The sequence below is a fragment of the Thalassospira mesophila genome, from assembly GCF_002115755.1.
GTDB lineage: Bacteria > Pseudomonadota > Alphaproteobacteria > Rhodospirillales > Thalassospiraceae > Thalassospira > Thalassospira mesophila.
Map to the genome: position 1 here is coordinate 1 of NZ_JFKA01000001.1, position 25,433 is coordinate 25,433.

At 53.4% G+C, this 25,433-nt stretch carries 14 protein-coding genes; 8 read left to right on the forward strand and 6 right to left on the reverse strand.

The window, feature by feature from the left end:
• Positions 1-12,182 (reverse strand): cadherin-like domain-containing protein (locus tag TMES_RS00005; protein WP_085578253.1); only part of this gene is annotated, 12,182 nt, incomplete at its 3' end.
• Positions 12,183-13,147: 965 nt separating this feature from the next.
• On the opposite strand from TMES_RS00005, the gene TMES_RS00010 reads away from it, so the two are divergent.
• Complete coding sequence (locus TMES_RS00010) at positions 13,148-13,486, forward strand: cupredoxin domain-containing protein (protein WP_085578255.1); 339 nt, start codon at positions 13,148-13,150, stop codon at positions 13,484-13,486.
• A gap of 163 nt (positions 13,487-13,649) precedes the next feature.
• Positions 13,650-14,492 carry an FTR1 family iron permease gene (locus TMES_RS00015; RefSeq protein WP_085578257.1) on the forward strand — a complete coding sequence of 281 codons (843 nt, stop codon included), beginning with the start codon at positions 13,650-13,652 and terminating at the stop codon, positions 14,490-14,492.
• 214 nt (positions 14,493-14,706) lie between these two features.
• Here the strand turns inward: TMES_RS00015 and TMES_RS00020 are convergent, their stop codons facing one another.
• Positions 14,707-15,690: a class I SAM-dependent DNA methyltransferase gene (locus tag TMES_RS00020; protein ID WP_085579692.1), complete on the reverse strand. Its 984-nt coding sequence runs from the start codon at positions 15,688-15,690 to the stop codon at positions 14,707-14,709.
• Between the two features lie 400 nt (positions 15,691-16,090).
• Between TMES_RS00020 and TMES_RS00025 the strand changes: the two genes are divergently transcribed.
• From TMES_RS00025 to TMES_RS00055, 6 genes are all read left to right on the forward strand, one after another.
• The gene (locus TMES_RS00025; protein ID WP_085578259.1) at positions 16,091-16,516 is read left to right on the forward strand and encodes a YeeE/YedE family protein; all 426 of its coding nucleotides are present in this window, start codon (positions 16,091-16,093) and stop codon (positions 16,514-16,516) included.
• A gap of 3 nt (positions 16,517-16,519) precedes the next feature.
• The gene (locus tag TMES_RS00030) at positions 16,520-16,942 is read left to right on the forward strand and encodes a DUF6691 family protein (RefSeq protein WP_085578261.1); all 423 of its coding nucleotides are present in this window, start codon (positions 16,520-16,522) and stop codon (positions 16,940-16,942) included.
• Positions 16,943-17,181: 239 nt separating this feature from the next.
• Positions 17,182-17,910, forward strand: coding sequence for a glutamine amidotransferase-related protein (locus TMES_RS00035; RefSeq protein WP_085578263.1), 729 nt, complete (start codon positions 17,182-17,184; stop codon positions 17,908-17,910).
• 172 nt (positions 17,911-18,082) lie between these two features.
• On the forward strand, positions 18,083-19,789 hold the full coding sequence (locus TMES_RS00040; RefSeq protein ID WP_085579694.1) for an adenylate/guanylate cyclase domain-containing protein: 1,707 nt from the start codon (positions 18,083-18,085) through the stop codon (positions 19,787-19,789).
• Positions 19,790-20,098: 309 nt separating this feature from the next.
• On the forward strand, positions 20,099-20,581 hold the full coding sequence (locus tag TMES_RS00050; protein WP_085579696.1) for an Hsp20 family protein: 483 nt from the start codon (positions 20,099-20,101) through the stop codon (positions 20,579-20,581).
• A 33-nt stretch (positions 20,582-20,614) separates the two neighbouring features.
• Complete coding sequence (locus TMES_RS00055) at positions 20,615-20,884, forward strand: DUF1150 family protein (RefSeq protein WP_085578266.1); 270 nt, start codon at positions 20,615-20,617, stop codon at positions 20,882-20,884.
• A 227-nt stretch (positions 20,885-21,111) separates the two neighbouring features.
• Here the strand turns inward: TMES_RS00055 and TMES_RS00060 are convergent, their stop codons facing one another.
• From TMES_RS00060 to TMES_RS00075, 4 genes are all read right to left on the reverse strand, one after another.
• Entirely contained in the window at positions 21,112-22,602 is a 1,491-nt protein-coding gene (locus TMES_RS00060) for a methyl-accepting chemotaxis protein (protein WP_085578268.1), read from the reverse strand.
• A 148-nt stretch (positions 22,603-22,750) separates the two neighbouring features.
• Complete coding sequence (locus tag TMES_RS00065) at positions 22,751-23,191, reverse strand: YcgN family cysteine cluster protein (protein WP_425444033.1); 441 nt, start codon at positions 23,189-23,191, stop codon at positions 22,751-22,753.
• Between the two features lie 86 nt (positions 23,192-23,277).
• On the reverse strand, positions 23,278-24,786 hold the full coding sequence (locus TMES_RS00070) for a cobyrinic acid a,c-diamide synthase CobB (protein WP_425444038.1): 1,509 nt from the start codon (positions 24,784-24,786) through the stop codon (positions 23,278-23,280).
• A complete protein-coding gene (locus tag TMES_RS00075) occupies positions 24,776-25,414 on the reverse strand; it encodes an SCO family protein (RefSeq protein WP_085578274.1) in 639 nt (212 codons plus the stop codon). The genes TMES_RS00070 and TMES_RS00075 overlap by 11 nt, the downstream gene beginning before the upstream one ends.
• Positions 25,415-25,433 lie beyond the last annotated feature (19 nt).

Sequence of the window (25,433 nt, forward strand, 5' to 3'; positions counted from 1 at the left end):
TCCGAGTTGGTGCTGTAACGAATGGCATCAAGGATCGCATTAACCTGGGCAATCGTCGTGTCGTTATCCAGCGTGATAATCAGGTTGGCTCCATTCGCCCCCCCCGTAACCGTTACACCCGCTGGCAATGCACTGCCCGTCAATGCGCTTGCATCAACTGTCAGCTGTTCGCTGGCATCCGCACTGCCAATCGACACCGTGATCGTCCCGCCACCAAACACCGTGCTATCAAGCGCACCCGTGGTCGTAAGGTCGATATCACCGACATTCGCACCGCTTATGATCGCCGTGGCCGGAACGCCACTATTGGCATCCGTGCTTTCATTCACCGTATCAACAACACCTGTTGTGTCATTAAAGGTTGGCGCGTCGTTTTGCGGGGTGACATTTACCGTCAGATCACTAGAGGAAGTCGCATCAAGACCACGCGAGTCACGTACGGTAAAGTTCAGCCCGGCAAGGCCGGTGCCGTTTTCATTACCTACCGGATCATAAACCAGCTTGTTTGCATTGAGATCAGCGATGGTGACAAAAACCGGTGTGCTAACCGCAACACCATCAAGTTTGAAAGTGCCGGTGCCTGAAATGCTATTAATCGTGACACCGGACAATGTATCGGTTTCATCCCCGTACTGGACGTAGTTAAAGTCGGATGCCTTGACCACATAATCCGTGTCTTCAGGGGTGGTTACCGTTTTATCCGACGATGCAGGCGGGTCGTTTACTTCGGTGATGGCGATTGTTGAAACCAGTTGTACCGATTTCGCATCTGGTCCACCGGCATTGCCGCCGGACTGCACGTTCCCGTCGTCAGTCGCTTCCTGACCATCGCTGAGCGTGGTCGTAATGACACGTTCACCTGACTGGGTATCGGATGAACTGGCATATTTAATCGCATTCAGGATCGAATTAACTTCGGCAACTGTCGTGTCCGCATCCAGCGTAATCACAAGGTCAGCACCGTTCGCACCACCGGTGACCATTACACCGGTCGGGCGGTCGCCTGCCGCCAGGGTGAGCTGGTCTGCACTGGTTGCACTGCCAACCGAAACCGTGATTTTACCTTCGCCGTATGTGCCACTGGTTAGCGCATCGGTCGTATCAAGGTCGACATCGCCAATATTGGCACCGGTAATAATCGCCGTTGGCGTTGTCCCGGTATTAACAGCCGAGCTTTCGGTAACAGTGGTGGTTACACCTGTGGTGTCATTAAAGGTTGGCGCGTCGTTTTGCGGGGTGACATCAACCGTAATTGTACTGGGCGATGTGGCAAACCCGTCCCGGCTATCCTGAACCGAAAAGGTGAAGCTGGCGGTTGCGTCACCATTCACGTTTTCAACCGGGGTATAAACCAGATCACCCTTGGTGACATCGACGACCGAAATTACCTGACCAGCGATAACCGCCGTGCCATTCAGGGTCAGCGTGCCACTCACGGGCAATGTATCAATCCGCACCGCCTTGAAGGTATCGGTTTCATCCCCCGGCTGGCTGTAATTGAAGTCCGAAACCTTCACCGTATAAGGTGTATCTTCCAGTGTCGTAACCGTCTGATCACCGCCTATTGGCGGATCATTTACTTCGGTAATCGTTACCGTGGCACTAAGTGTATCTTGCAGGCTGGTCGGGCCACCGGCGGTTTTTCCATTGGTCTGTTCGTTGTTGCCATCGTTAATGGTGAAGGTAACCGTGCGATCACCGCTTAAAACGTCAGACTGGGTATGATAGCGCAGGGCTTCCATCAGGTTTTGAACTTCGGCAGCCGTTGTATCGGCATCAAAGCTGAAAACCAGCTTATGATCACCAACCGTATCACTTACCGAGATCGGATTACCGGCTGCATCAACAACGCTCACCCCGGCAGGCAGGCTATAGCTGCCATCAAGTGTCAGGTATTCCTTGGTGGTGGAATCGGCACCGGTAATATCAACGGTCAGGGTGCCTTTGCCAAAAACAGAAAGGCCATCCGTCGTGGAAAGATCGGTATCGGTCAGGGTAACACCGGAAACAATCTGCACCGGGTCCGTGCCTGTCCCGCTGGTCGAGCTTTCGGTCGAGTTCGATGTCTTGTCGGTCGCATCGAGAACCGGGGCGTCATTTTGCTGATCAACATTGACCTGCATGGTGCCGGTAGCAGATTCAGCCGGGGTGTTACCACTGCTGGTATGGCCCTTGTCCCAGACACTGTAATTAAAGCTGGTAACAGCCTGCGACTGATTAAGGTTTGTATCTGAACGATAGATCAGTTTGCCATCGGCAATATCCTGCGCCGAAATATCCAGACCACCCGTCACATCTTTGATTTCGGTAAAAACCCCATCCCCGTCGGCGTCATAGAACAGACTGCCCTTGCTACCATCGGGCAGGGTTTTGATCGTAATTTTGCCAAGGGCGGTATCAAGGGCACTTTCACCACCGGGCTGGCTGTAATTAAAATCACTGACTTTAAAGGTGTAATCGATGTCTTCTTTTGCCGTGATCGACGGCGACCCGGAAATTGCAGGCGGATCGTTTTGTTCGGTAACGGTTACAACCGCATCTATCTGACTGGAAAGGCGGGCGGCCCCGGCGTCACCACCGCTTTGAATATTGCCATCCGCACCTGCATTTTGCGCATCATAAAGCGTGATGCTGATGTCGCGATCCCCCGTCACAATATCGCCGGTCGACTGATAACGCAGGGCTTCGACGATCGCCTTCACCTGGGCAAGGGTGGCGTCCTGTGCCAGATTGATTGTCAGATCGGTGCCGCCAGTCCCACCAGAAACGCCGCTGGTTTCAATGCCCGCCATTGCATCATCGGTAATCGACAGGACTTCGCCACTTTGCACACCGGATAGATGCACAACAATCTGCCCGGCACCAAAGACAGTGCTGTCAAGTTCGCTTGTCGTTGTCAGATCGATATCACCAATAGTGACATTTTCAACAATTGCAGTTTCAGGCGTGCCAGTGCCAACAACGTTGCTTTCTGTGACGCTGTGATGCGTGTCGGTCGTTGTGTTGCCCGTTGAAATGGCCGGGGCATCGTTGGTGGGGTTGACTGTTATGGTAATTGTGCGGGTTGTAATTAATTTCGCCGATGAACTATCGGCATAAGCATAATCACCCGGGTTCGCTGTGGTATCGTTGGTGTCCCCCGTAAGCGCATCAGGCCGCAAGCCTGAATTACCCAGATCATTTACAGCAACCGTAAGGGTGATATCACCATTGAAGTTTGAATTGCTGGCGCTATCACCTGTCGCATCGGGGACTTTAACGGTAATGTTTTTCAACAAAGCATTTAATTCGGCTTCGTTAAAACCGGTCAGAGTGATGCTATCGCTATTCAAGCCTGCAACGCCCGAACCATCTGCTGTCTGACCGCCAATTCCCGTGATCATGCTGCCGGTTGAAACCGTCAGTGTCACCGACATATCCTGACCAAGATCATCGACGTCATTGATGGTCAAATTCGCATTTGAGCCCTCAATGGTAATCACGCCACTGGCTTCATCGGTGTTGAAGTTATTACCGGTGACATCGGCAGGCGTATTATAAGCCGTCAGAAAGACATCGCGCGTTTTCGCCGCAACGTTGTAACGGAACTTGGTATCCGAGATGTCGGTTGAATAAGGATCAATTTCAGTGGCTTCAATATTGTCGCCATTATCATAAGGCGTATGGTCCGTATTGGGTCCGCCATTGGCCATATCGGTATTTTCAAGCGTCCCATTGGCCCCTGGCATCCGGTCATCAACGATAACCTGAAGTTTATAGGTTTGGTTCTTTTCCCCAAAACCGCCAAAATTAACCTGAAGACCCCTAAGGTAGGTATTGATTTCGTCCCGTGTACCAGAAATACGCAGGGCAGAACCGGTCCCGTCATAGCTCGTATCAACGCTAACACCGCTGCTGGTTGCGGAACTGTCGATAATGATCGTGTTGTCACTATAGTCACTTGCCGACAACGGATTTCCGTTCGGGTCAAGAATACGTACCGTTACGACAAAGGCATCTTCGCCGGCACCGTTTAGCAGATCGGTATCGTGAATAAGGAAGCTGTTGCCTGAATCACCGAACTGATAGGTTTCGTTATTCACGACATTTGTTGGCGTATCCGGCGTGGTATTAGTAATGGAAGGCGCGTCATTGACAGATTTAACGGTGATATCAACCGTTGTATCGGTCTGTTGTGCATCACCGCCGGAATTACCAAGATCGTTTACCGAAATAGACAGGACATCGGGGCCGACATAGTCTTTTGTGCCAGCATAGGTCAGTATGCTCATCAGGGAATTGATATTTTCGACTGTCCCGGTCAGGGTAACCGTATCGGTGTTGTTGCCCGAAAGCGTAACGAAACCGGTTGAAGCAAAAGACAGTGTTCCCTTTGTGACAGACAAGGTTACCTGAACATCTTTGCCAAAGGCATCGGCATCGCCAATTGTAATGCCGGAAATAGTTTTGGTGGTGTCTTCATAGGTTATCCGTGCATCACCAGGATTGGGAACAGTGATGGTCGGTGGCGTGTTCGTGCTTGATGAACGCAGCAAAACAGACGTTTTAACGATGTTATTGGCATCGTTAATTGTTGAACCATTCTGGTTTTCGGTCGCGTTTTCCGACCCGTTGGCCCCTGCTGTCAGATCACCATTGCTATCACGCAGGCGGTCATCAACGCTGACTTCAACACTATAAGTCGTGTCATGGTCACCATCAGGCAGAACAACATTCATGCCATCAAGTGCAGCCTGCACGTCGGCAAGTGAACCCTGGAATGTAATAGATCCCGTGCTGGCAACATCCGAGGTAACGGTGATGCCGCTTGTGACTGCAAGATACAAATCACCTGACGAGGTAAGATCAACCGCATTCCCATCCGCATCCTTAAGGATAACCGTTACGGAAACGAAATCAGTTTCACCGGGGCTATCGACCACCACAAGGTCGGGATCGCTAAGGGTGAATTTGCCATCCATATCAAAGGTGTTGGTGCCATACACATCGTAATCCGTGCCTGCACGGGTAATTTTGGGGATGTCGTTGGCATAGCCTGAAGCCGGCACAATGATATCGAACTGCGATGCTGCCTTGGTCCCACCTTCGGTCCAGGTATGGTCGTTCACACTGTCTGACACAATATACTGAAAGCTGTCATTTCGAACTTCCGAGCCATTGTGAAGATATGTCAGGTTACCTGCATCGATATCGGCCTGGGTAAAGACAGAGCCGACCCCCAAGCGTTTGCCATTTAAAAACAATGTGCCTGACGTCACGTTGGACGTAAGACGATACTGCAATGTTTCCGGGCTGTTATCGGCATCAACCGTTACCAGATAGCTGTCCGTGATCGTTGCGGTCCCGCCTTCGTCAACGGCAAGAACTTCGTTAACCGTGGTCCGGCCATTTTCGGTTGTCCCGGTATCTGCGCCCGGGTTTTCATCTGAAATCGGCGCGTCATTTAGCGGGGCAATGGTGAAATTGACCGTCGCGGTGTTTGATGTGTTAATCGCGGCCGGGTCGGCTGATGTTTGCTTTACGCCATTTGCGCTATGCAGATCGTCGCGCACACGAAACTGGAAACTATCGGTGAAATGCTCCGTTCCATCATGGATATAGCGCAGGCCGGTCGTGTTTTTATCGCCGGTCAACAAACTGGCGGACAGCCAGTCACCCGCCGAAACATCAACCCAGTTTCCGCCTGCATCCTTGTATTGCAGCGTGCCGGTATCGGGCAGGTCCACAACCTGAAAATACAGGTCATCAAGTTCAGCTTCACCATAGGGTTCATCGGCCTCGGCCTGGTTATCAACATCAGCCAGCTTCATTGTGCCGGTGGTAATATTAACCGTCGCCCCTTCGCCTATGGTCGGAACTGTCCCGCCTGTTGCGCTCGGCGCATCATTTACCGGAATAGCGGTGATGGTGAATGTGCCCTGGGCACGATCATCGGCCAGCTTGCCAGTCCCGATTGAAATCGAGAAATTAAAGCTGCCATGATGGGTTTCACCACCGTCATGGGTGAACTGTAACAGGCCGTTATTAATGTCGGCCTGTGTAAAGGAATCATATACCCCCAGCGCGGTGCCATTCAGATACAGCGTCCCGTTTTCCGGCAGCGAGGTCAGGCGATAGACCGTGGCTTCAGCCGGGATGGTGTATTGAGACGCACCCTGTGTTGCCTTCAGGGTATAGGACAGGTTCTGTTTGGTAATGGTGATGGTGTCATTATCCGTACCACCGCGCACACCATCGCCTTCGGTGACTTCAATGCCGGTATTGACCGAACTTTGGTCAATCACTACCGGATCTGAACCCGGTGTGGCATCCGGGTCATAGCTGCCCTGAATTTGCAAATTGAAGGTGTTGGTCGCAATCGTCCCATCGGCCGTATCAACAACACCGCCCGCCTGGCCCGCATTGTTAAAAACGCGGCTATGAGAATCGGTCACCTGGAAGTTGAAGCTGTCACCGGTAAAGGCCGTGCCCGCGGTTGAGCTATCGGAATCCGTAACCGCCTTGGTCTGGACATAGGTTACCCGACCGGCATCAATATCAGCCTGGGTAAAGGTGCTGCCAATGGTCAGCACATTGCCATTCAGGCGCAATTCGCCATAGGTCGGCAAAGACATAACACGGTATAGTAATTCCGTGCCGCTGCTGGTGTCGTCAACATCAGAAACATGAAGCAATGTGCGCGTAATAACGGAGGAAACACCGGCCTGAACCGTGGCAGTTTTGTTAGTGTCGAGAACCGAATGGTCATCATTGGCGACGACAGTAATCTGGATAGTTTTAGCCGTTGTCAGTTCATGACCAACGCCGGGATCACCGCCCTTATCGGTCACCGTCAGCTTAAATTCGGGCTTGGTGCTGCCATCGGGTTCTGTGCCGTTATGGGCAAATTTCAGGGTCTTGAATTCGGCCATCGTCAATGACATCGAGGATGCGGTGATTTCCTCGCCGCTATCAATTTGCCCATCGCCATTGGCATCCAGAAACAGGGTGCCCAAACCGTGGGTATCGATATTGGAAATTACAATGGTCAGATTGCTGCTGTCCGTCGCATCAACATCGCCAATTGTAATTTGCCCGCCAATGTCAGCGGCCGATGTTGTGGTTCCCGGTGCGTTGTAAACCGGTTCGGTGCCCTGGCCTTCATAAACGCTTGGCGTGCCATCAATGGTTGGCGCGTGGTTTACTGCTGCCACAACATTCCAGCTAACCTGTTTTTCTGCCGAAACGTGGTCACCAGCGGGGTCAGAAGCCGTCTGAATGGCGGGCTGGCTATTGCCTTCATCATGCAACAGGTCGTCACGCACGATAAATTTAAAATTATCAGCAGTTAACGAACTGCCATCATCATTAACGTAACGCAGATTGGTTGTGGCACTGTTGCCGGTCAAAAGGTCTGCCGAAATCCAGTGCGTGCCATCAATATCAACCCAGCCACTGCCATCGTTATATTGCAACTTGCCGCCATCGGGCAGGTCGGTGACTTTAAAGAACAGATCGTCCTTTGAGGCCTCGGGATTATTACCCGGTTCACCGCTTTCATTGGCAACATCAACATCCGCCATGCCCAATGTGCCGGTGGTAATGCCAACGGTTGTTCCCTTGGTAACATCGGCCAATGTGCCGCCGGTTGCGGTGGGTGCATCATTGGTTGCGGTTGCACGCAAGGCAAAGGTGCCAGCAACGGCCTCGGCGGTGCCAACGGAAATGGTAAACTGGAAATTGCCCTGATGGGTTTCACCGCCATCATGAACAAACACCACCCGGCCATTATCAATGTCGTCCTGGGTAAAGGAATCATACAGGCCATCAATCGCCGTGCCATCGACATAAAGGGTGCCGTTGGTCGGAAGGGCGCTGATACGGTAAACCGTGGCATTCGCCGGAACCGTATATTCGTTACCTCCCTGGGTGTATTTCAATTCGTAATTCAACTCGCCCGACGTAATGGCATGGGTATCGCTGCCGCCGGAAACACCATCGCCTTCATCCACATCAAGGCCGTTATTGGTCGAATCAACAATTGTGACCGGATCGGTCGAGGTGGCTTCGCCGCCGTCACCGGCGAAATCACCCTGAATTTCGATATTAAAGGTGTTTTCCGCGATCTGGTGATTATTGGCGGGGTCCACCACGCCACCATCAGCACCGGCATCGTTAAAAACGCGCTGCTGCGAATCATAAACCTTGAAATTGAAGCTATCTGCGGTAAATGCCGTTCCAGCCTGTTTGGCATCAGGGTCGTCAATTGCCCCGGTCTGCACGTAAACCAGCTTGCCTGCCGCAACATCGGCCTGACTAAACCTGTCCCCCAGGCCAAGACGCACGCCGTTCAAACGCAATTCGCCATGATCTGGCAAATCGGTCACTTCATAAACCAGCTGGGCACCATTACTAGTGTCATCAACGTCAGAAACACTCAGATAGGATGTATCAATCACAAAGGACTGACCGGCATCGATCTGGGCGGTCTGGTTGGTATCAAGCGATGAATAATCATCGTTGGCCAAAATATCGATAACGATGTTTTTGCTGGTCGACAGGATTTTATCATTGCCAAACCCACCGCCGCTATCCGTTACGGTCAGGGTAAAGGACGGATCTGTCGCGTCTGACGGTTCTGACCCGTCATGGGCAAATTTCAGGGTTTTGATCTGATCAATCGTCAGACTGCTGACATTACCGGTAATTTCGGTATCGCCAACCCCGAAATATCCGTCGCCATCAACATCAAGAAACAGCGTGCCAACCCCGTGCGTATTCACATTGCTGATATCGACGCTTAAATGTGCCGCATCGTCAAAGCTGTCAAAATCGCCAATGGTGATCTGGCTGCCAATGTCGGCGGCCTGGGTTTTGGTTGTATTGTCGTTATAAAGGTTCTCGCTCCCCTGGCCTTCATAGGCTGTCGGGTTGCCATCAATTGACGGGGCGTGGTTATCAACCGATGTAATCGTCAGACTAACCGTGCCATTTCCCGACACGTGGCCGCTATCGGGATCGGCAACGCCGGAACGGACATTGTCGCTATCGGTTTCGCTATCATCGGTGAAATCGTCGCGCACACGGTATTCAAAGCTGTCTGATGCAACGGCATCAACCGTTTGCACATAGCGAATGCCGCTGGTGGCCGCATCCCCGGTCAGTAATTTGGCCGAAATCCAGTCGCCGGTCTGAACATCTAGCCAGTTACCATTGCTTAGATATTGCAAGGTGCCATTTTGTGGCAAAGTGGTGATCTGAATATAAAGATCATCGGCCTGCGCCTCATCCGAGGCATCGGTCGGTTCGCCCGGTTCATTGGATGTATCGGCATCCGACATGCCAAGGTCACCTGTCGTCAGGCCTACATTGGCACCTTCAGCAACGGTAACCGTCCCACCCGATACCGTGGGCGCATCGTTGGTGGCAATCGCTGTCAGGGCAAAGATGGTTTTAACAATTTCGTTCACACCAACCGAAAGCGAGAAACCAAAGCTGCTTTGATGGTCTTCGCTGCCATCCTGCACAAAGGTGACGTTATCGGCGTTGATATCGGCCTGGGTGAAGGAATCGAACACATGCAGTTCAACACCATTCAGATAGAGCTTCCCATTGGTCGGAAGGGCCGTCAGACGATAAATCGTATCGGTCGCAGCAATGTCATAGGTCGACCCGCCACTGGTGGCCTGAAGAATGTAATTTAGCATCGATGATGTAATCGTGCCGGTATCAACACCGCCACTCACACCGTCTTCTTCGGTCACTTGCAGGCCGCTATTAACCGGTGTGCCCTTGATGGTCACGGCCCCGTCCGGCGTTTCACCGCCATCACCCGTCCAGTCGCCGGTAATGCGCAATGCGAAACTGTTGGTTTTGATTTCGCCTGTTGAGGTATCAACAACGCCACCTTCGGCACCGGCATCGTTATAAGAGCGCAACTGCGAATCACGGACTTCAAAATTAAAGCTGTCGGCAACGTAATTTTCGCCCGACACGCGATCAGCGGCTTCAACCTTGGCGGTCTGGAAATAGGTTACCCGGCCATTATCCAGATCATCCTGGCTAAAACGGTCGCCAACCCCCAAAATCACACCATTCAGGCGTAATTCGCCATATGTCGGCAGGGAAACAACCTTGTAAACCAGCTGTTTGCCACCACTGGTATCATCCACATCGGTGACATTAAGGTTGGCCGATGACAGCGTGGTTACCACGCCCGCATCAACCGTTTGCGGGCTGTTATTGGCAATTTCGGGATTATCATCATTGGCAATAACGCCAATCGTAATGGTTTTGCTTACCATTATCTTGGCGGCATCACCGGCACCACCGCCACCATCCGTGACCGTGATCTTGAAAGTCGGACTATTGCCATCCGGCTCGGTGCCGTTATGGGCAAATTTCAGCTTGCCAATATCGGCACCGCTAATGGTAACCGATCCGGTAATGGCCTGATCATCTGCCGCATTATAAATGCCATCCCCGTTGGTATCGATAAACAGAACGCCATGCCCCTGATTATCGACATCGGAGATCGTAATGGTCATGTTTTCCAGATCATCGGCGGAATCGGCATCCCCACCTGAAATTGTCAGAAGCGAACCAATTTCTGCGGCCTGGGAGACGGTCCCCGGCGCATTATAAACCGCTTCACTTCCTTCCCCCTCGTGAACGGTTGGGGCACCGTCTATTGTTGGCGCCTGGTTGACCGGGGCAATATTAATGGTGATGTCAAACGGGCCAACATTGCCACTGCCGCCACCATCATTAACCGTTACCTTGAATCCATCCAGATCATTGCTGCCAACGATAATATCCGTACCGTCATGCTTGTAGCTCAGCTTGCCATCCAGCACATCTTTCAAGGAAAACGTACTGCCAACCAGCAGGTTATTGCCGTTCAGCTTCAAAACGCCTTCGGTTGGCAATGCTGTGACCTGAAAAACTTCCTGACTGGAAGTCTGGTTAACGCCCAGTTCAGGGTCGATCAGATGGAAAATATCGGATCCGATGGTGACAGATCCACCTTCATTAACCGAAACCGGATCCGGGGTCAGGCTCGGGGCATCATTAACCGCTGAAAATGCCACCGAAATATCTTTGCTGACCGCCGCCGTTGTGCCGTCATCAACAGACAAATGAATAGTCAGATTACCGTTAAAATCCTGCGACGGGGTCAGGGTCATGTTGTTCAGGGCCGCATTAATCGCGTCCTGCTTGCCTGTTAGCGTAATGGTATTGCCATTATCGCCGCTAAAGCTATCAAGACCCGAGGTATCGGTTAATGCAATCGCACCTGTCGGGTTCGCCGCCCCGTCGGTTACGGTAATCGTCACCGTCAGGGTATCGCCAACATTGCTGCCATCATGGTCGATATCGCCAACCGAAACACCGCCAATGGTAACAGGCGTGTCTTCGGTTGCTTCAACCGATGCATCCGCATCTGACACGGTGATAGTCGGCTGATGGCCTGAAACAGGTGTGACCGGATCATCAAGCAATTGCGAAATTGAATGCAGGTCGGATGAATTTGCGGGCAGCGCCGCGGTAATCTGCCCGGTGGCATATTCCAGATCCCAGTCACCGCCCAGGTCGTCATTGCCTGTCACATCGTCAGACGCGGCAACGTCAGCCCCCGTCAGGCTGGCAAGATCGTCGACAAACTGTTTGCCGGTGCCGTCCTTGGCAATATTACAACCATAAAGCAAAATATCGGCTCCCGCCGATAAATGTTCGCTCCATGATGAAATTTCGACCCCGGTCTCCCCCGAGAGGCTGGCGCTATTAACTGTATCTGACCCCAGTTCAAAGCTGCCATCGCCCCCGTGCGATATAATATGCAAACCCGATACATCGGCCCCTGCTGCCAGGGCATCTGCAATGGCCTTGGCCCCCGACTGATCGCTATCAACGATCACGACATCGGCTTTGCCTTCCAGACTTTGGGCAAATTCCTGCGCCCCTTCTACCCGGCTATCAATAACCACCAGCACACGGCCGCTGGCTGTTTCCGGGTTAATGCTTGCCAGGACAGCATCAAACTGCGACGTGGAATCAGACTGGGTATCCGACGTTTTTTGCGCATCGGTTTGATGCCTGGTTTCGGCCTGGTCGTGATGGTTAACTTCTGATGCCACTGTTGCAACGGCTGCCGCATCCAGCAGAACGCGCGGCTCTAATGCCGAAAAATACAGTTTCGTCATAATTCCCCACCCCGAACACGCCGAAAACATATACGTAAAGATATATTGACGGTGATTTTAAGTTTAATATCCGGTGGGTATAATCGAGAAACCCTATCCACTAGCAAGGTAAAATTTGACTACCTAAAAACGGAAGCCAGTCAACAGGAAATGGTTAACGCAACATCAAACTATACTTGCGATATAATTTTCAAGACAGCCTAATATGAATTACTTCGAATATTTCATATTTTTCAACGACTTATGTATAAGTCGCAATTTATGCGTAAGAATAATAAATATTTTCAGCCTGTAAAGATAACGACAGTAATTCAAATCTGACATTTTCTGACCTGAGCCAAAACACACGCCAGGACATCTTCATATAAACAAAACTTCACGTTAAAATAGTTCAATTGCTTTTGGTGTCATCGAATCGGTATTTCAGAAAAATCAAATATTTCACCGCGATCAAGATTGCAATCAAAGTACCGATTTGTGACACCCAAAAAGATAATTACAGCAAAGAAAATAAACCAATTAATTTAATTAGATCGCCCAAATGCAATTATTTATGTGCACCTCAATAAATCATTACAATTAGAACGTTTAAATCAAAATGTAGCCCGTTTACCTCGAAAAATGCGGTTCTCGCTCCCATGCCACAACCGGCGCGATACCTGTTCTGCACACATATTTTATTAGGTTTACCTTGTTGATTAACACCTGACCCGAACCCGGCACAGGCCTGCTCCGATGCCTGCTCCGGTAACGCTGGCCCGGTCGAAGCGTCCCCATCATGGCCCTTTTGCTATTTGCCAGATTCAGATCGATCTGCCGCCACATTTTTTGTTCCAGACTTGACCCTGACCAGCTTCCGGGCGTATGAAGGACGCAATCGCAAGTCAGTTGCAATTGCGATTATTCCTTCCGGCTTACCGGCCACTCTTGCAAACTCATCTGTGCAGGCTTCATCAGGTTCCGATATGACCAAATTTCTTGCTGTAATTTCTGTTCTTCTGGCCAGTGCCGTCTTTTCGACAGCTAGCCACGCTGCCGATACAAAAACCATTGATCTGGTCATCAAGGATCACAAATTCACCCCCGCCGAAATCACCATCCCGGCCGATACGCCGGTTATTTTGCAGGTTAAAAATGCCGATGCCGCTGTCGAGGAATTTGACAGCCATGATCTGCGGCGCGAAAAAATCATCGCACCGGGCATGACCGCAAAAATCAAACTGGGGCCGTTATCTGCCGGTGATTACAGCTTTATGGGGGAATTTCACGCCAGCACGGCCAAGGGCGTGGTGCATGTGGAATAAAACCGGTCAGGGCTGTCGTTAAACGCTGGCCCTGCCTGCTACCCGGTCGCGCGCTATCCTTGGCCAGCCTTGCCGTTGATTTTTGCTTACCTGCCTGCGTTATCTGGCACAGCCCCCGTCACCGCCTTTCGTTTTCCCTGCCGCTATAAACGGGATTGATCCCATGTCCGCTGCCCTGATCATTGTTTTTCGCGAAGTTCTTGAAGCTGCCCTGATTGTTGGCATTGTTCTGGCCGCTGTTAACGGGGTGCAGGGCGCACGCCGCTGGATCGCCGCTGGCATTGCCGGGGGTGTCGCAGGGGCAACGATTGTTGCCTATTTTGCCGGGGCGATTGCCGGGGCACTGGCCGGATACGGGCAGGAAATGTTCAATGCCACCATTCTGCTGGTCGCCGTGCTCATGCTGGGCTGGCACAATGCCTGGATGTCGGTGCATGGTCGGGAAATGGCAATGGAAATGCGCACGGCGGGCAACGCGGTGCGCGATGGCAAAAAATCGCTGTCTGCCCTGGCAATTGTCGTCGGCGTGGCTGTCTTGCGCGAGGGGTCAGAGATTGTCCTGTTTTTGTATGGCCTGGCAACATCCGAAGGCGGATTATCCAACACCCTGATTGGCGGCGGTATTGGCCTTGCTGCCGGTGTGGCTGTTGGTGCGGGGATGTATCTGGGGCTTTTGCGTATTCCCACCCGCCATTTGTTTGCCGTTACCAGTGTCATGATCATGTTACTGGCCGCCGGTATGGCCGCACAGGCCATGAACTTCCTTGCCGCTGCAGATGTTCTTAATCTGGGTCCGGTCTTGTGGGACAGTTCGTGGTTGTTAAGCCAGGACAGTCTGGTGGGCAAAGCCCTGCATACCCTGATCGGGTATATGGACCGGCCAACACTGGCACAAATCATTGCCTATCTGGTCACAATCGTTGCCATTCTGGCCGCCAGCAAAGCAACCAAACGCGCAGCATGGTTACAATCGCAGCGCATCAGCCAGCCAGGGGCTGCTGAATAACACCCAATCTCGTTGAGCCCTTGCCAATCGCTTCACAAGCCGCGCGGCGCCGTCGCGCCGAACCAGCTCCCCATGCGTCTTCCTCCTGGAGAACTGGGATAACACACCGCCGGGCAACCGGAACAACGGCCAAACAAAAAGGCGGTGCCCTTCCGGGTTCCGCCTTTTTAGTACGCACACGCACATATGTCCGCAACGCGGCACAACTTTATCCCTAATGCACTGTTTCCGGCGCAACAAGGTCGCCGTCGGGCGCGCTGCCAAGTGTGCCGGGCAAAACCGACAAGCTGGCAATGGCCGTAACAGCCCGTGCCACCACAATACGCCCGGTAACCGAAATGCCCTTTTCCTGGCGCAAAACCCCCGGCACATCAGAAACAACTTCCAGATCGGCCCGTTTCAGCCACGCGGCAATCACATCGGGATGATGGCGAAAACGCTGCCCCGGGCCCAGGTCGAACGGATAAATTTCGCCTTCTTCCAGCGACATCACCAAAATGCCGCCAGGCAGCAGGCGGGAATGGATCATGGCCAAAACCGGTTCAAGATCGCCCAGATAATTTAAAACATCCGCCGCCACCACCAAACCATAACGGGCCGTTACCATATCGGGCATGCTGGTAATGTCCGCAGCCAGCAATTGGCGGTAAAGCCCTTTGGCGCGCGCACGGTTTAACATACGCGGCGACAGGTCCACCCCGTCTAGCACATCAACCTGACCGGCAAAAACATCGGCCACCAGCCCGGTGCCACAGCCCAGATCCAGCACTTCGCGCGGATGGGCCATGTCAGCAATCAGCACCCGTACTGCTTCAAACATCAATTCCGGGGCGCGGTATGCCAGTTTATCACGCAGGGAAACATCAAAGCGCGGAGCATAATCATCAAACAATGCCCGGACATAATCGGGGGGTAAACGGTCACGCACGGCAATCGCGCCCAACAGCATCAACCGTACTTCGGCCCCCATGCGGTCGGTGGCATCGCGCTTCAAACAGGCGCGATAGGCATCAATCGCAGCCTCTTTCTGGCCAGCCTTTTCCAGCATTTCACCCAAAACAAAATACGCTTCGTCCCAGTCGGAATCAGCCTCGATTGCTGCTTGCGCAACTTCAATTGCAGCATCGCTGTCCCCGCGAGACGCCATGGCCAGCGCAACGTCAAGACGTCGACTGGCCGAAAGCCGGTCATTGCTCATGGATTTGAAAATTCCTGGAAACGCATCCCGCAGGATGGCATGAAAACCAACCGCTATATCTGCCTGATTCGGACGTTTGGCAAGGGCCATTATTGTGTTTAAAAACAGATACTTAAAAACATTAAAAATAAACGTCGCGGCCTTTTTCCACCAAAAGGCACAAAACCACCTGTCGCCACCGGCCCTTACCCGAAAACCGCCATCGCTCCACGTGCAACGGTGACGGCCCACTTTGGCACCCTGAGACACCTCATGGCATCCCCAAGCAGTCAGGATCGACCCTGATGCACCCTGATGCGCCGCGCCAAACACCGCAGACAGATAAATTTTCCAATTTGCCCTTGAATTAAATTAATACATTATAATATACAATTTAAATAATTCATCAAAGGGTTCAGCAATGGAAAACTTCACCCCGATCAGCGCCCTGACCGGCGGAGCCATGATTGGCCTTGCGGCAGGGCTTTATCTGATTCTCAATGGCCGCATTGCCGGGATCAGCGGCATTGTCGGCAACCTTGCCACCGGCACAACCCGGCAAAAACTTGAACGTCTGGCTTTTGTGGTCGGGCTTGTGGCTGGGCCCCTGATTTTTACGCTGGTTGCGGGGGTGGCCCCGGCCATAACCATCACCACCAGCCTGCCAGTTCTGGCCCTGGCCGGGCTTGTGGTCGGCTATGGCACCAGCATGGGCAGCGGCTGCACCAGCGGCCACGGCATTTGCGGCCTTGCCCGCTTTTCACCGCGTTCTGTGGTGGCCACACTCGCGTTTATAGGCAGCGGGCTGGCAACCACCTTTTTCATGCGCCATGTGCTGGGGGTTTAACCGATGCGGCTTTTAGCAGCCCTTGTTTGCGGCACCCTGTTTGGCGCTGGTCTTGCCGTATCGGGCATGATCAATCCTGAAAAGGTGCTGGGATTTCTCGATATTGCGGCCATTGCGACCAACAGCTGGGACCCCAGTTTGGCGCTGGTTATGGCAGGGGGCCTTGTGGTGGCAACACCATTTTTCATTTGGGCCAAATCACAACCAACGGCCCTGTGCGGCGGCGACATTTCCCTGCCGGTCAAACGCAAAATAGACCGCCCGCTGGTCATCGGCGGCCTGTTATTTGGCGTCGGCTGGGGTATTGCCGGCCTGTGCCCCGGCCCCGCCATTGCCGCCTTGTCGCAACCCCGAACCAGCATTTTGCTGTTTGTTGCCGCGATGCTGGCGGGCATGGCACTTCACCGCCTGTTTGCCCGGCAATAAGCTGGCGACACCCTTCTGGTACCCTCGCCGCCGTATCCCCCAGTCCATCAGTCAATCGCCCCGCCGCCACTTGTTGGTCCCCCGCCAGCCGCCTGTGACCGGATTTTGATCTGGCAACAAAATCCGGCGCGGCGGCGGGCATGGCAGGTATTCCGCCCGGCACATTGCATAAACCTTGTCTTTGGAAACCGTCTAGCCTACCTGTGAGCAAGCATCCCCGCAGCCTTACAAGGTAAATCATGAAGATCGGCATTCTCGAAACCGGTTTCGTCCCCGAAGACATGCAGGGCGAGTTCACAAGCTATCCTGCCATGTTTGAAAAAATGCTCGGCACGCTTGACCCGTCCCTGCATTTTGAAAGCTGGTCGGTCCTGATTGACCAGTTCCCCGCCAGCATCAATGATGCCGACGCCTGGATTGTGACGGGCTCCAAACACGGGGTTTATGAAAACCTGCCGTGGATGATCCGCCTTCAGGCCCTGCTGCGCGATATGGTCGCCGATGGCATCCCGGTTTTCGGGGTGTGCTTTGGTCATCAAATTCTGGCAGCGGCGATGGGCGGCACCGTCATCAAATCCGACAAGGGCTGGGGCATCGGTGTCCATGAATACCAGCTTGCCAGCACCGCACCGCAATGGATCGCAAATGCCCCCGCCTCGATGCACTTACATGCTTTTCATCAGGATCAGGTGGTAACCCTGCCCGAAACCGCCACGGTTTGGGCCAGTTCTGATTTTTGTCCTTATGCCGCCCTGCAATATGGCGACAATGCTGCCTCGATCCAGCCACATCCTGAATTTTCTCACGATTATGAAAATGCCCTGCTGCAATCTCGCCGGGGCACTGTCATTGATGAAAATCTGGCTGAAATCGCCGAAAAATCGTTGGCACACACGGTTGATGGCGGCAATTTTGCCCGCTGGCTTCTGGCTTTTTTGCACGGCAAACGCACCCGCAAGGCGGCCTGACAGCCGTTTGGCCCTTGCGCCACAAGCAGGCAAATCGTCCTTCAATATTAACGTCGCGGCGACCGGAAATATCACCGGTCGCCGTAACTTTTTTGTGTCGTCGCCATTCACAGCTTTGGCCACAGGCAAACCACCGATAAGCTGCTTTTTTGCCTTAACCCATGGCGCATCAATGAAGCAGTTCCTCATCGACAAACCGGTTTTTGCCAAACTGGCGGCCTATGGCCCGCCCTTGCGCCTGTATTCGGGGCTAATTCTTTTTGCCTATGTGCTGATGCATTTCATCAATCACAGCTTTGGTATTATTTCCCCCGAAGCCATGGAACATGCCAACCGGTTTTTAACCTCGCTGTGGAAATACCCGCCGCTTGAACAGCTGTTGATGCTGGCACTGCTGGTGCATTTCATTTTAGCAACGGCCCGGCTGGTGCGCCGCCGCAGCCTGCGTTTAAAACCCAAGGAATGGGTGCAGATTGTGCTGGGGTTATCGATACCGGTTTTAATGTTTCAGCATGTTCTGGGCACGCGGGTGGCGGAAATCGTCTGGAAGGTTGACCCGCCCTATGAACGGGTTCTTGTCGATCTGGCGGTTTTTCGCCCCGATATCGGCCTGTTACAGGCCCTGAGCCTGATCGTTGTCTGGGTGCACGGGTGCATCGGCATTCATTACTGGCTGTCGGTTAAACCGTTCTATGCCAAGGCACGCAGCACCATTGGCGTTATCGCCGTCATCATTCCCACCCTGGCGCTGGCGGGTTATGCCTCGGCGGTCAGCACCGTGCTGGCGCGTGCAGCCACCGGCGGCAATGCCTATTTATCCGCGCTGATCACGCAATCAGGTCGAACGGCACAGTCTTTTGCCTTTTACAGCCAGATGGCCAGATATTTGCTAGTGATCACCCTGTTGCTGGCCATAAGCCCGTTTGTTATCCGCCAGGTGCGCCTGTTATTTGACCGCGTCCGCCGCACGCCCACCTTGTTGTTGCCCGGCGGGCGCATGGTGCGGATGGCGCCAGGCGCCACCGTACTGGAGGCCCTGCGCGAGGCAAAAATACCCATCGCATCGGTATGTGGCGGGCGGGGCCGCTGTACAACATGCCGCCTGCAGTGCCGTGCCGGCCTTTCTGAATTGCCCGCCCCCAACAGCGTCGAAAGTGCCGCCCTTCTTAGCATCAACGCACCGCAGGACTGGCGTCTGGCCTGCCAGATCCGCCCGCAGGCAGACCTGGCAGTGTCGCCACTGTTGCCCGCCAATGCCACCGCCATTGACGGACGGCGACCGGGCGGGTTAACCGGCAGCGAACGCCAGGTGGTGGTCATTTTCGCCGATCTGCGCGATTCGACCCGGCTGGGCGAAACCAAAATGCCCTATGATGTTCTGTTCATTTTAAACCAGTTTTTTGCCGAAATGACCGAGGCGCTGCGGGCAACCGGCGGCCATTACGCCCAATTCACCGGCGATGGTTTAATGGCGCTTTACGGGCTTGAAGACCGCAATGCCCGGCGCGCCATCGAAAGTGCCATTCGCGGGGCGGGCGAAATGCTGGCGCGAATCGACAAACTCAACAGCCATCTGAAATCGGAATTGCCATTTGATTTGCGCATTGGCCTTGGCATTCATATCGGCGAAGCCATTGTGGGCGAAATGGGCCCGCCGCGCCGCGAACAAATCAGCGCCATTGGCGATAGCATCAATACAGCCGCCCGGCTGGAATCAAAATGCAAGGAACATGGCGTTCCGCTGGTTATTTCCGCCGATGTCGTTATACGCGGCAAACTTCAAATTCCCGAAGGCACCCCGATCCACCGGGAATCGTTACGCGGCAAGGAGCGCGAAGTCAGTTATTATGCGCTGGCAGCCCTGCCCGACATCCTTTAGCGCCAGCCAAAACATCAACCTGCGGTTAAACCGGCATAAAACGGCTGACAAAACCGGAACCAACTTTGGCGCCAACCTTGCCCTGCCGGGCCCGCCAGCACGGCGTGCAGTCAGGGCTTTGGGCAAATCTGCACAACAGCCATACCGGGCCATGGCTGTTGTTGGGGCTTGACTATTGATGACAAAATAACATGTAATTGTAAGGAAAGTGCGCCTTTGGTGCCGGATGTCCGGGCCGGGGCAGGCAGATGCCGAAAGGATCTGTACCGTTGCACGCTCGCTCAGTCAGAGGAGGTGAAAGTAACCGCCATGTCGCGTATTTCAATGTTTAACAGCCCTCTATTGCTTGGCTTTGATCAGATCGAACGGGTTCTTGACCAGGTTTCGAAAACCAAGGCCGAAGGTTATCCGCCTTATAATATCGAACAGATCGGCGACAGCCATATCCGTATCACGGTTGCCGTTGCCGGATTTTCTGATGACGACCTTGCTGTTACCACCGAAGACAACCAGTTGATCATTCGGGGCAAACACCAGGAAGACGAAAGCAACCGCGTCTATATTCATCGCGGCATCGCTTCCCGGCAGTTCCAGCGGTCCTTCGTTCTTGCAGAAGGCATTGAAGTGGTCGGCGCCCACCTTGATAACGGCCTGTTGCATATTGACCTGCATCGTCCGGCCCCCGAACCGGTCGTGCGCGAGATTGCCATTAATTCGAACCGCAAAAAAAATGTGCCGTCGCGAACCATCGACATGAAGATCGATGATGACGATACTGAAACAAACGTATAAACAGCCGCAAGGCCAGATTAAGGAGTGGTTCATATGAGCAATCGCATCTCAGACCATGAAGACGCCGAGGGCGTTATCCCGGCCGAGCAGGATTTGCATATGCTGTCATCGGGCGATTTTGCCATGCTGGGGATTCAGGATTTTGCCTATGTTCGCAAAATGGCAAACCCTGAAGACGCAGAAGCCGCCAAAATTTACGGCGTTTTCACCGCAGACGGCACGCATATCGCATCGTTTGAAACCTATGCCGTGGCCTATGCCGCCATCCGCCAGCACGATATGGACCCCCGGTCGGTACATTGACCCGGCGCTATCGCGCAAGGCAAAGGCCTGGCGAAATAACCCTGCTGGCCCATCACACAAAAGGCAGCCCCGAAATGGCGGGCTGCCTTTTTTAATGCGGTATGGTTTGGAATGCATGCATCACGGTACCACAAATAAGACCAGGTCCCGCCGCCCAAGCGCTTCAGTGACCGCCTCCGAGCACCGGAACCTGTTATATAAGTTGACCCCCATAAGCGGATTTCAGATTAGCGCGTCAGCACTTCTGCTGCTTCGCGGGTGCGATGAACAGAGGTCGCAACCGACCCGGCCGATTTTTGAATGTCGCCAATATTGCGTGAAACGGCCTCAACGGTATGGCGCATCGACTGAATATTTTGCGACACGCCGTCGGTCACTGCACTTTGTTCTTCGACGGCAGAGGAAATATTGGTCACACTGTCGCGCACCATTTCCACCGAATTGCGAATGGTGCCCAGCGCATCAACCACTTCAGTGGTGATAGACTGAATACCGGAAATTTCATCGGCGATCTGGTCGGTGGCCCGGGCGGCCTGATTGGCCAGGTTTTTAACCTCGTTGGCAACGACCGCAAACCCTTTGCCAGCATCCCCGGCACGGGCAGACTCGATGGTCGCATTCAGGGCCAACAAATTGATCTGACCGGCAATATTTTGAATAACTTCAACAATATTGCCCATCGCCGCCACCACCTGCGACATGCGCTGGGTTGATGAATCAGCCGCAACTGTCTGGTCGAACACCCGTTCGGTCGCTGTGCGCGACTGGGCCATACTGCGCGAAATTTCCGCAATCGAGGCGGCGAGTTCTTCGGCACTTGCCGCAACCGCATGCACGGTTTCCGATGTGTTCATCGCCGCGGCAACGGCATCGGTCGCGGTGGTATCAAGCATATTGATGCTAATATCAATGTCAGAAAAGTTGACATCAATCATTGATTTAAGCTCGATCAGCAAAGTGATCTGTTCGGTCACATCCGTGGCAAACTTGATCACTTTAAAAGGCTTGCCCAACGGATCAAGAACCGGGTTATAGGACGCCTCGATCCACACTTCCTTGCCGTTCTTGCCAATCCGTTTGAATTGTCCTTGCTGGTAATCGCCATTTTTCAAAGCGCGCCAGAAATCGGCGTAATCGCGCGTGCCTTTAACCCCGGCATCGACAAAAATGCTGTGATGTTTGCCGACAATTTCATTGGCCCGATAGCCCATCAGCGCCAGAAAGTTCTGGTTTGCTTCCAGAATATTGCCATCAAGGTCAAATTCAATAACCGCCTGGGCCTTGTTGATCGCATTAAACACACTTTGCAATACCGCCCGTTCCTTGCGGCGTTCGGTAATGTCGGTGGCAAATTTGATCACTTTGACCGCCTTGCCCTTGTCATTAAAAATCGGGTTATAGGTGGCTTCCAGCCAAAGCTGCTCGCCGTTTTTATTGAGGCGGCGAAAGGCAGCACTTTGGAATTTCCCCTCGCGCAAGTTCTGCCAGAACGTCCGATATTCTGGCGTATCGCGGTCTTCTAGCGGGACAAAAATGCTATGGGGCTTTCCTACAATTTCCGACAATTCATACCCGGTAATTGCCAGGAAATTATCGTTCGCATCAAGAATGCGACCATCGAGCGAAAACTCAATTGCTGCCATTGATAAATTCAACGCATCCAGTGCCTGAATGGCCTCATTTGCTTTGTTCGATTGGAAAAGCCGGGAAAACACCATATTTTTTCATCCAAAATGAAATGCTAACTGCGCCCTTAGTCGGGCCGCACTATCTATCTTTGGTGTAGGTATACTATATTTTAGTATAAGTAACTAGAAAAAATTATACTTATGGTTGCTTTTTTCACCCGCCAGAAGTGGCACCGTATCAGGACGGCCAATCAACAATATACAGTTCCAGATTGGGATGTGCTTCCAGTTCCGAGATCACACGACCCGACACAGACATTCCGGCCTTTACGGTCGATTTCGGATCTCCGGTCACCAGAGGGTGCCAGTCGGGCAAATCCTGACCATCGCGCAACAAACGATAGGCACAGGTGGACGGCATCCAGTCGATATCGCCGATATTCTTTCTGGTCAGTTTGACGCAGTCGGGAACATGTTCGCGGCGATTGGGATAATCGCTGCACAAACAGCTATTGCAATCGAGCAAACGACACGCGACCGAGGTATAAAATAACACGTCGGTATCTTCGTCCTGCAGCTTGTGCAAACAGCATTTACCACAGCCATCACAAACCGATTCCCATTCATCGCGATTCATTTCTTCAAGGCGTTTGGTTTTCCAGAAAGGCAGGGTCATCATTCATCCATTCAGGCGGCATTGCGAGCATGTTTCGCCTGCTCATATCACGGGAACATACGTGCTGATATGGCGAGCAGTTCAACCCATTAACAGATCAGATGAAAAAAAGAGCCAAATACCGATCCGTTTAGCAAACCACATGCGCCCAAATCGCGCCCGTCCGCCGTTTGCGCCGACAACCAGCCATCACCATCGGGGCCATCTGCGCACACTGTACTGGCATAATGAAACTCGTGGCCACGCAAATGTGTGCCCGCTGGCCCCAGTTTGCAGCTGTGGCGTATTTCCACCTGGCGATAACCCAGATGCAGTTTGCGATGCAAAAAACTGGTTTCAAGCGGCAATAACCCCGTCATTGCATGACGGATCCCGTCGGCATCAATCAAATGCGTGCCCAGCACCATGTACCCGCCGCATTCGCCATAAACCGGGATCTGGCGCCGGGCGGCATCCTGCAGGGCTGCCCGAAAATTGTCGGCTGCTGCCAAAACCGCGCCATGTAACTCAGGATAACCACCGGGCAAATAAATGGCGTCACAATCGGCCAGGGGCGCCTCATCGGCCAGGGGCGAAAAAAAGCTGATCTTGGCCCCTGCCGCCTGCCACCCCGCCAGCAAATGCACATAACAAAAGGCAAAAGCCGCATCGCGCGCCACGGCAATATGGTGCCCCAGCGGCGCGATTGTCACCGGGGCTTTGGCCTGCGGCGTCATGGCATCCCGGGTTGCGGCTCGCGCAATAATCCCGGCACCAAACGGCTGAGGCGGCGCCGTGGTTTTGCCCGGCGAGGCCAACACCACATCAAACCTGTCGTCGACACCAGAAGCGCGAGTCGCACCGACACCTTCACCAGCACCAGCACCAGCACCAGCACCAGCACCAGACTCTGCCGTTTTGCCCAGCTTTATCAAAGCATCAAGGTCTATATCGCGCTCCATAATCTGCGCGGCGCGGTCCAGAAATGTTTCCAGTGCAGGATGTTCGCCCGCCTGCACCAGCCCCAAATGGCGTTCGGGCAAAACAAGGTCGTCGCTGCGCATGACAGCACCCAAAACAGGAATATCAGGCACGGCCTGGGCACAGGCATCGATAATCAACTGTTTGTGGCGGTCACTGCCGACGCGGTTTAAAATCACCCCGGCCACCTGCACATCGGGGCGAAAACGCGAAAACCCCGCAATAACCGCCGCCGCCGATGCCGCCTGCCCGCGCACATCCACCACTAAAACCACCGGCCAGCCCATCATTGCCGCCAGATCAGCCGACGAACCACCGCCGCCCGCGGCCCCGTCAAACAGGCCCATCACCCCTTCGCACAGCAAAAAACGCCGTTCATCGCCGCCAACATGCCAGCGCGCCAGATCATAAATCGCATCCGCGCCCATCGCCCACGGGTCAAGGTTAAGGCACGGGGCGCGGCTGGCGGCCTGTTGAAAGGCCGGGTCGATATAATCCGGCCCGGCCTTGGCCGCGGGGATCGATAACCCGCGATTGGCCAGTGCCCGTAAAATGCCCAGCGTCACCACGGTTTTGCCGCTGTTTGATGCCGGGGCTGCGATTAAAAGTCCCGGAACAGGGATGCGATCAGCCCTGATTTGAGACAACTTTTTCAATGCCTTCTGCAATTTTTTCCGGCGTTTCGCCATAATTGAAATGGCGGATATAGGCACCGTTCGGCCCCATAAAATAGATAAAGGACGAATGATCGACCAGATAGGTGTCTGAATCCTTCGGCTCGCCCTCTTCAAACGCCTTTGAATAATAAACCCGGTAGGCCTTGGCCGCTGCCGTGGTTTGTTCCAGCGTCCCGGTCAGGCCCAACAGGCGCGGATAAAAATGCGGCACATAATCGGCCATGGCCGCCACCGTATCGCGTTCAGGGTCGACCGAAATAAAAATCGGTTGCACTTTTTTGGCAATATCAGCTGGCAAAATATCCATCGCGTTGGACATCGCCTGCAATTCGGTCGGGCACACATCGGGGCAATAGGTATAGCCAAAATAAACCAGCATATATTCGCCGCGAAAATCCTGTTCGGTGCGCGCTTTGCCGTTCTGGTCCACCAGATCAAACGGCCCGCCAATTGTGGCCACACCTGATGAGCTGGTTTGCCCGCCATTTTCGGCCGAAATATCGCGCCCCATCATATAAAGGCGAAAGCCGAAGCCAAATGTCAGCACCACAATGATGGCAACAATAATCAGCCAGGTTCTTCTATCCACTTGCTACCATCCCTTGCAT

Coding starts and splice junctions, on each gene's coding strand:
- TMES_RS00010 (WP_085578255.1), top strand. CDS start 13,148: ATGACCAAATTTCTTGCTGTAATTTCTGTTCTTCTGGCCAGTGCCGTC.
- TMES_RS00015 (WP_085578257.1), top strand. CDS start 13,650: ATGTCCGCTGCCCTGATCATTGTTTTTCGCGAAGTTCTTGAAGCTGCC.
- TMES_RS00020 (WP_085579692.1), bottom strand. CDS start 15,690: ATGAGCAATGACCGGCTTTCGGCCAGTCGACGTCTTGACGTTGCGCTG.
- TMES_RS00025 (WP_085578259.1), top strand. CDS start 16,091: ATGGAAAACTTCACCCCGATCAGCGCCCTGACCGGCGGAGCCATGATT.
- TMES_RS00030 (WP_085578261.1), top strand. CDS start 16,520: ATGCGGCTTTTAGCAGCCCTTGTTTGCGGCACCCTGTTTGGCGCTGGT.
- TMES_RS00035 (WP_085578263.1), top strand. CDS start 17,182: ATGAAGATCGGCATTCTCGAAACCGGTTTCGTCCCCGAAGACATGCAG.
- TMES_RS00040 (WP_085579694.1), top strand. CDS start 18,083: ATGAAGCAGTTCCTCATCGACAAACCGGTTTTTGCCAAACTGGCGGCC.
- TMES_RS00050 (WP_085579696.1), top strand. CDS start 20,099: ATGTCGCGTATTTCAATGTTTAACAGCCCTCTATTGCTTGGCTTTGAT.
- TMES_RS00055 (WP_085578266.1), top strand. CDS start 20,615: ATGAGCAATCGCATCTCAGACCATGAAGACGCCGAGGGCGTTATCCCG.
- TMES_RS00060 (WP_085578268.1), bottom strand. CDS start 22,602: ATGGTGTTTTCCCGGCTTTTCCAATCGAACAAAGCAAATGAGGCCATT.
- TMES_RS00065 (WP_425444033.1), bottom strand. CDS start 23,191: ATGATGACCCTGCCTTTCTGGAAAACCAAACGCCTTGAAGAAATGAAT.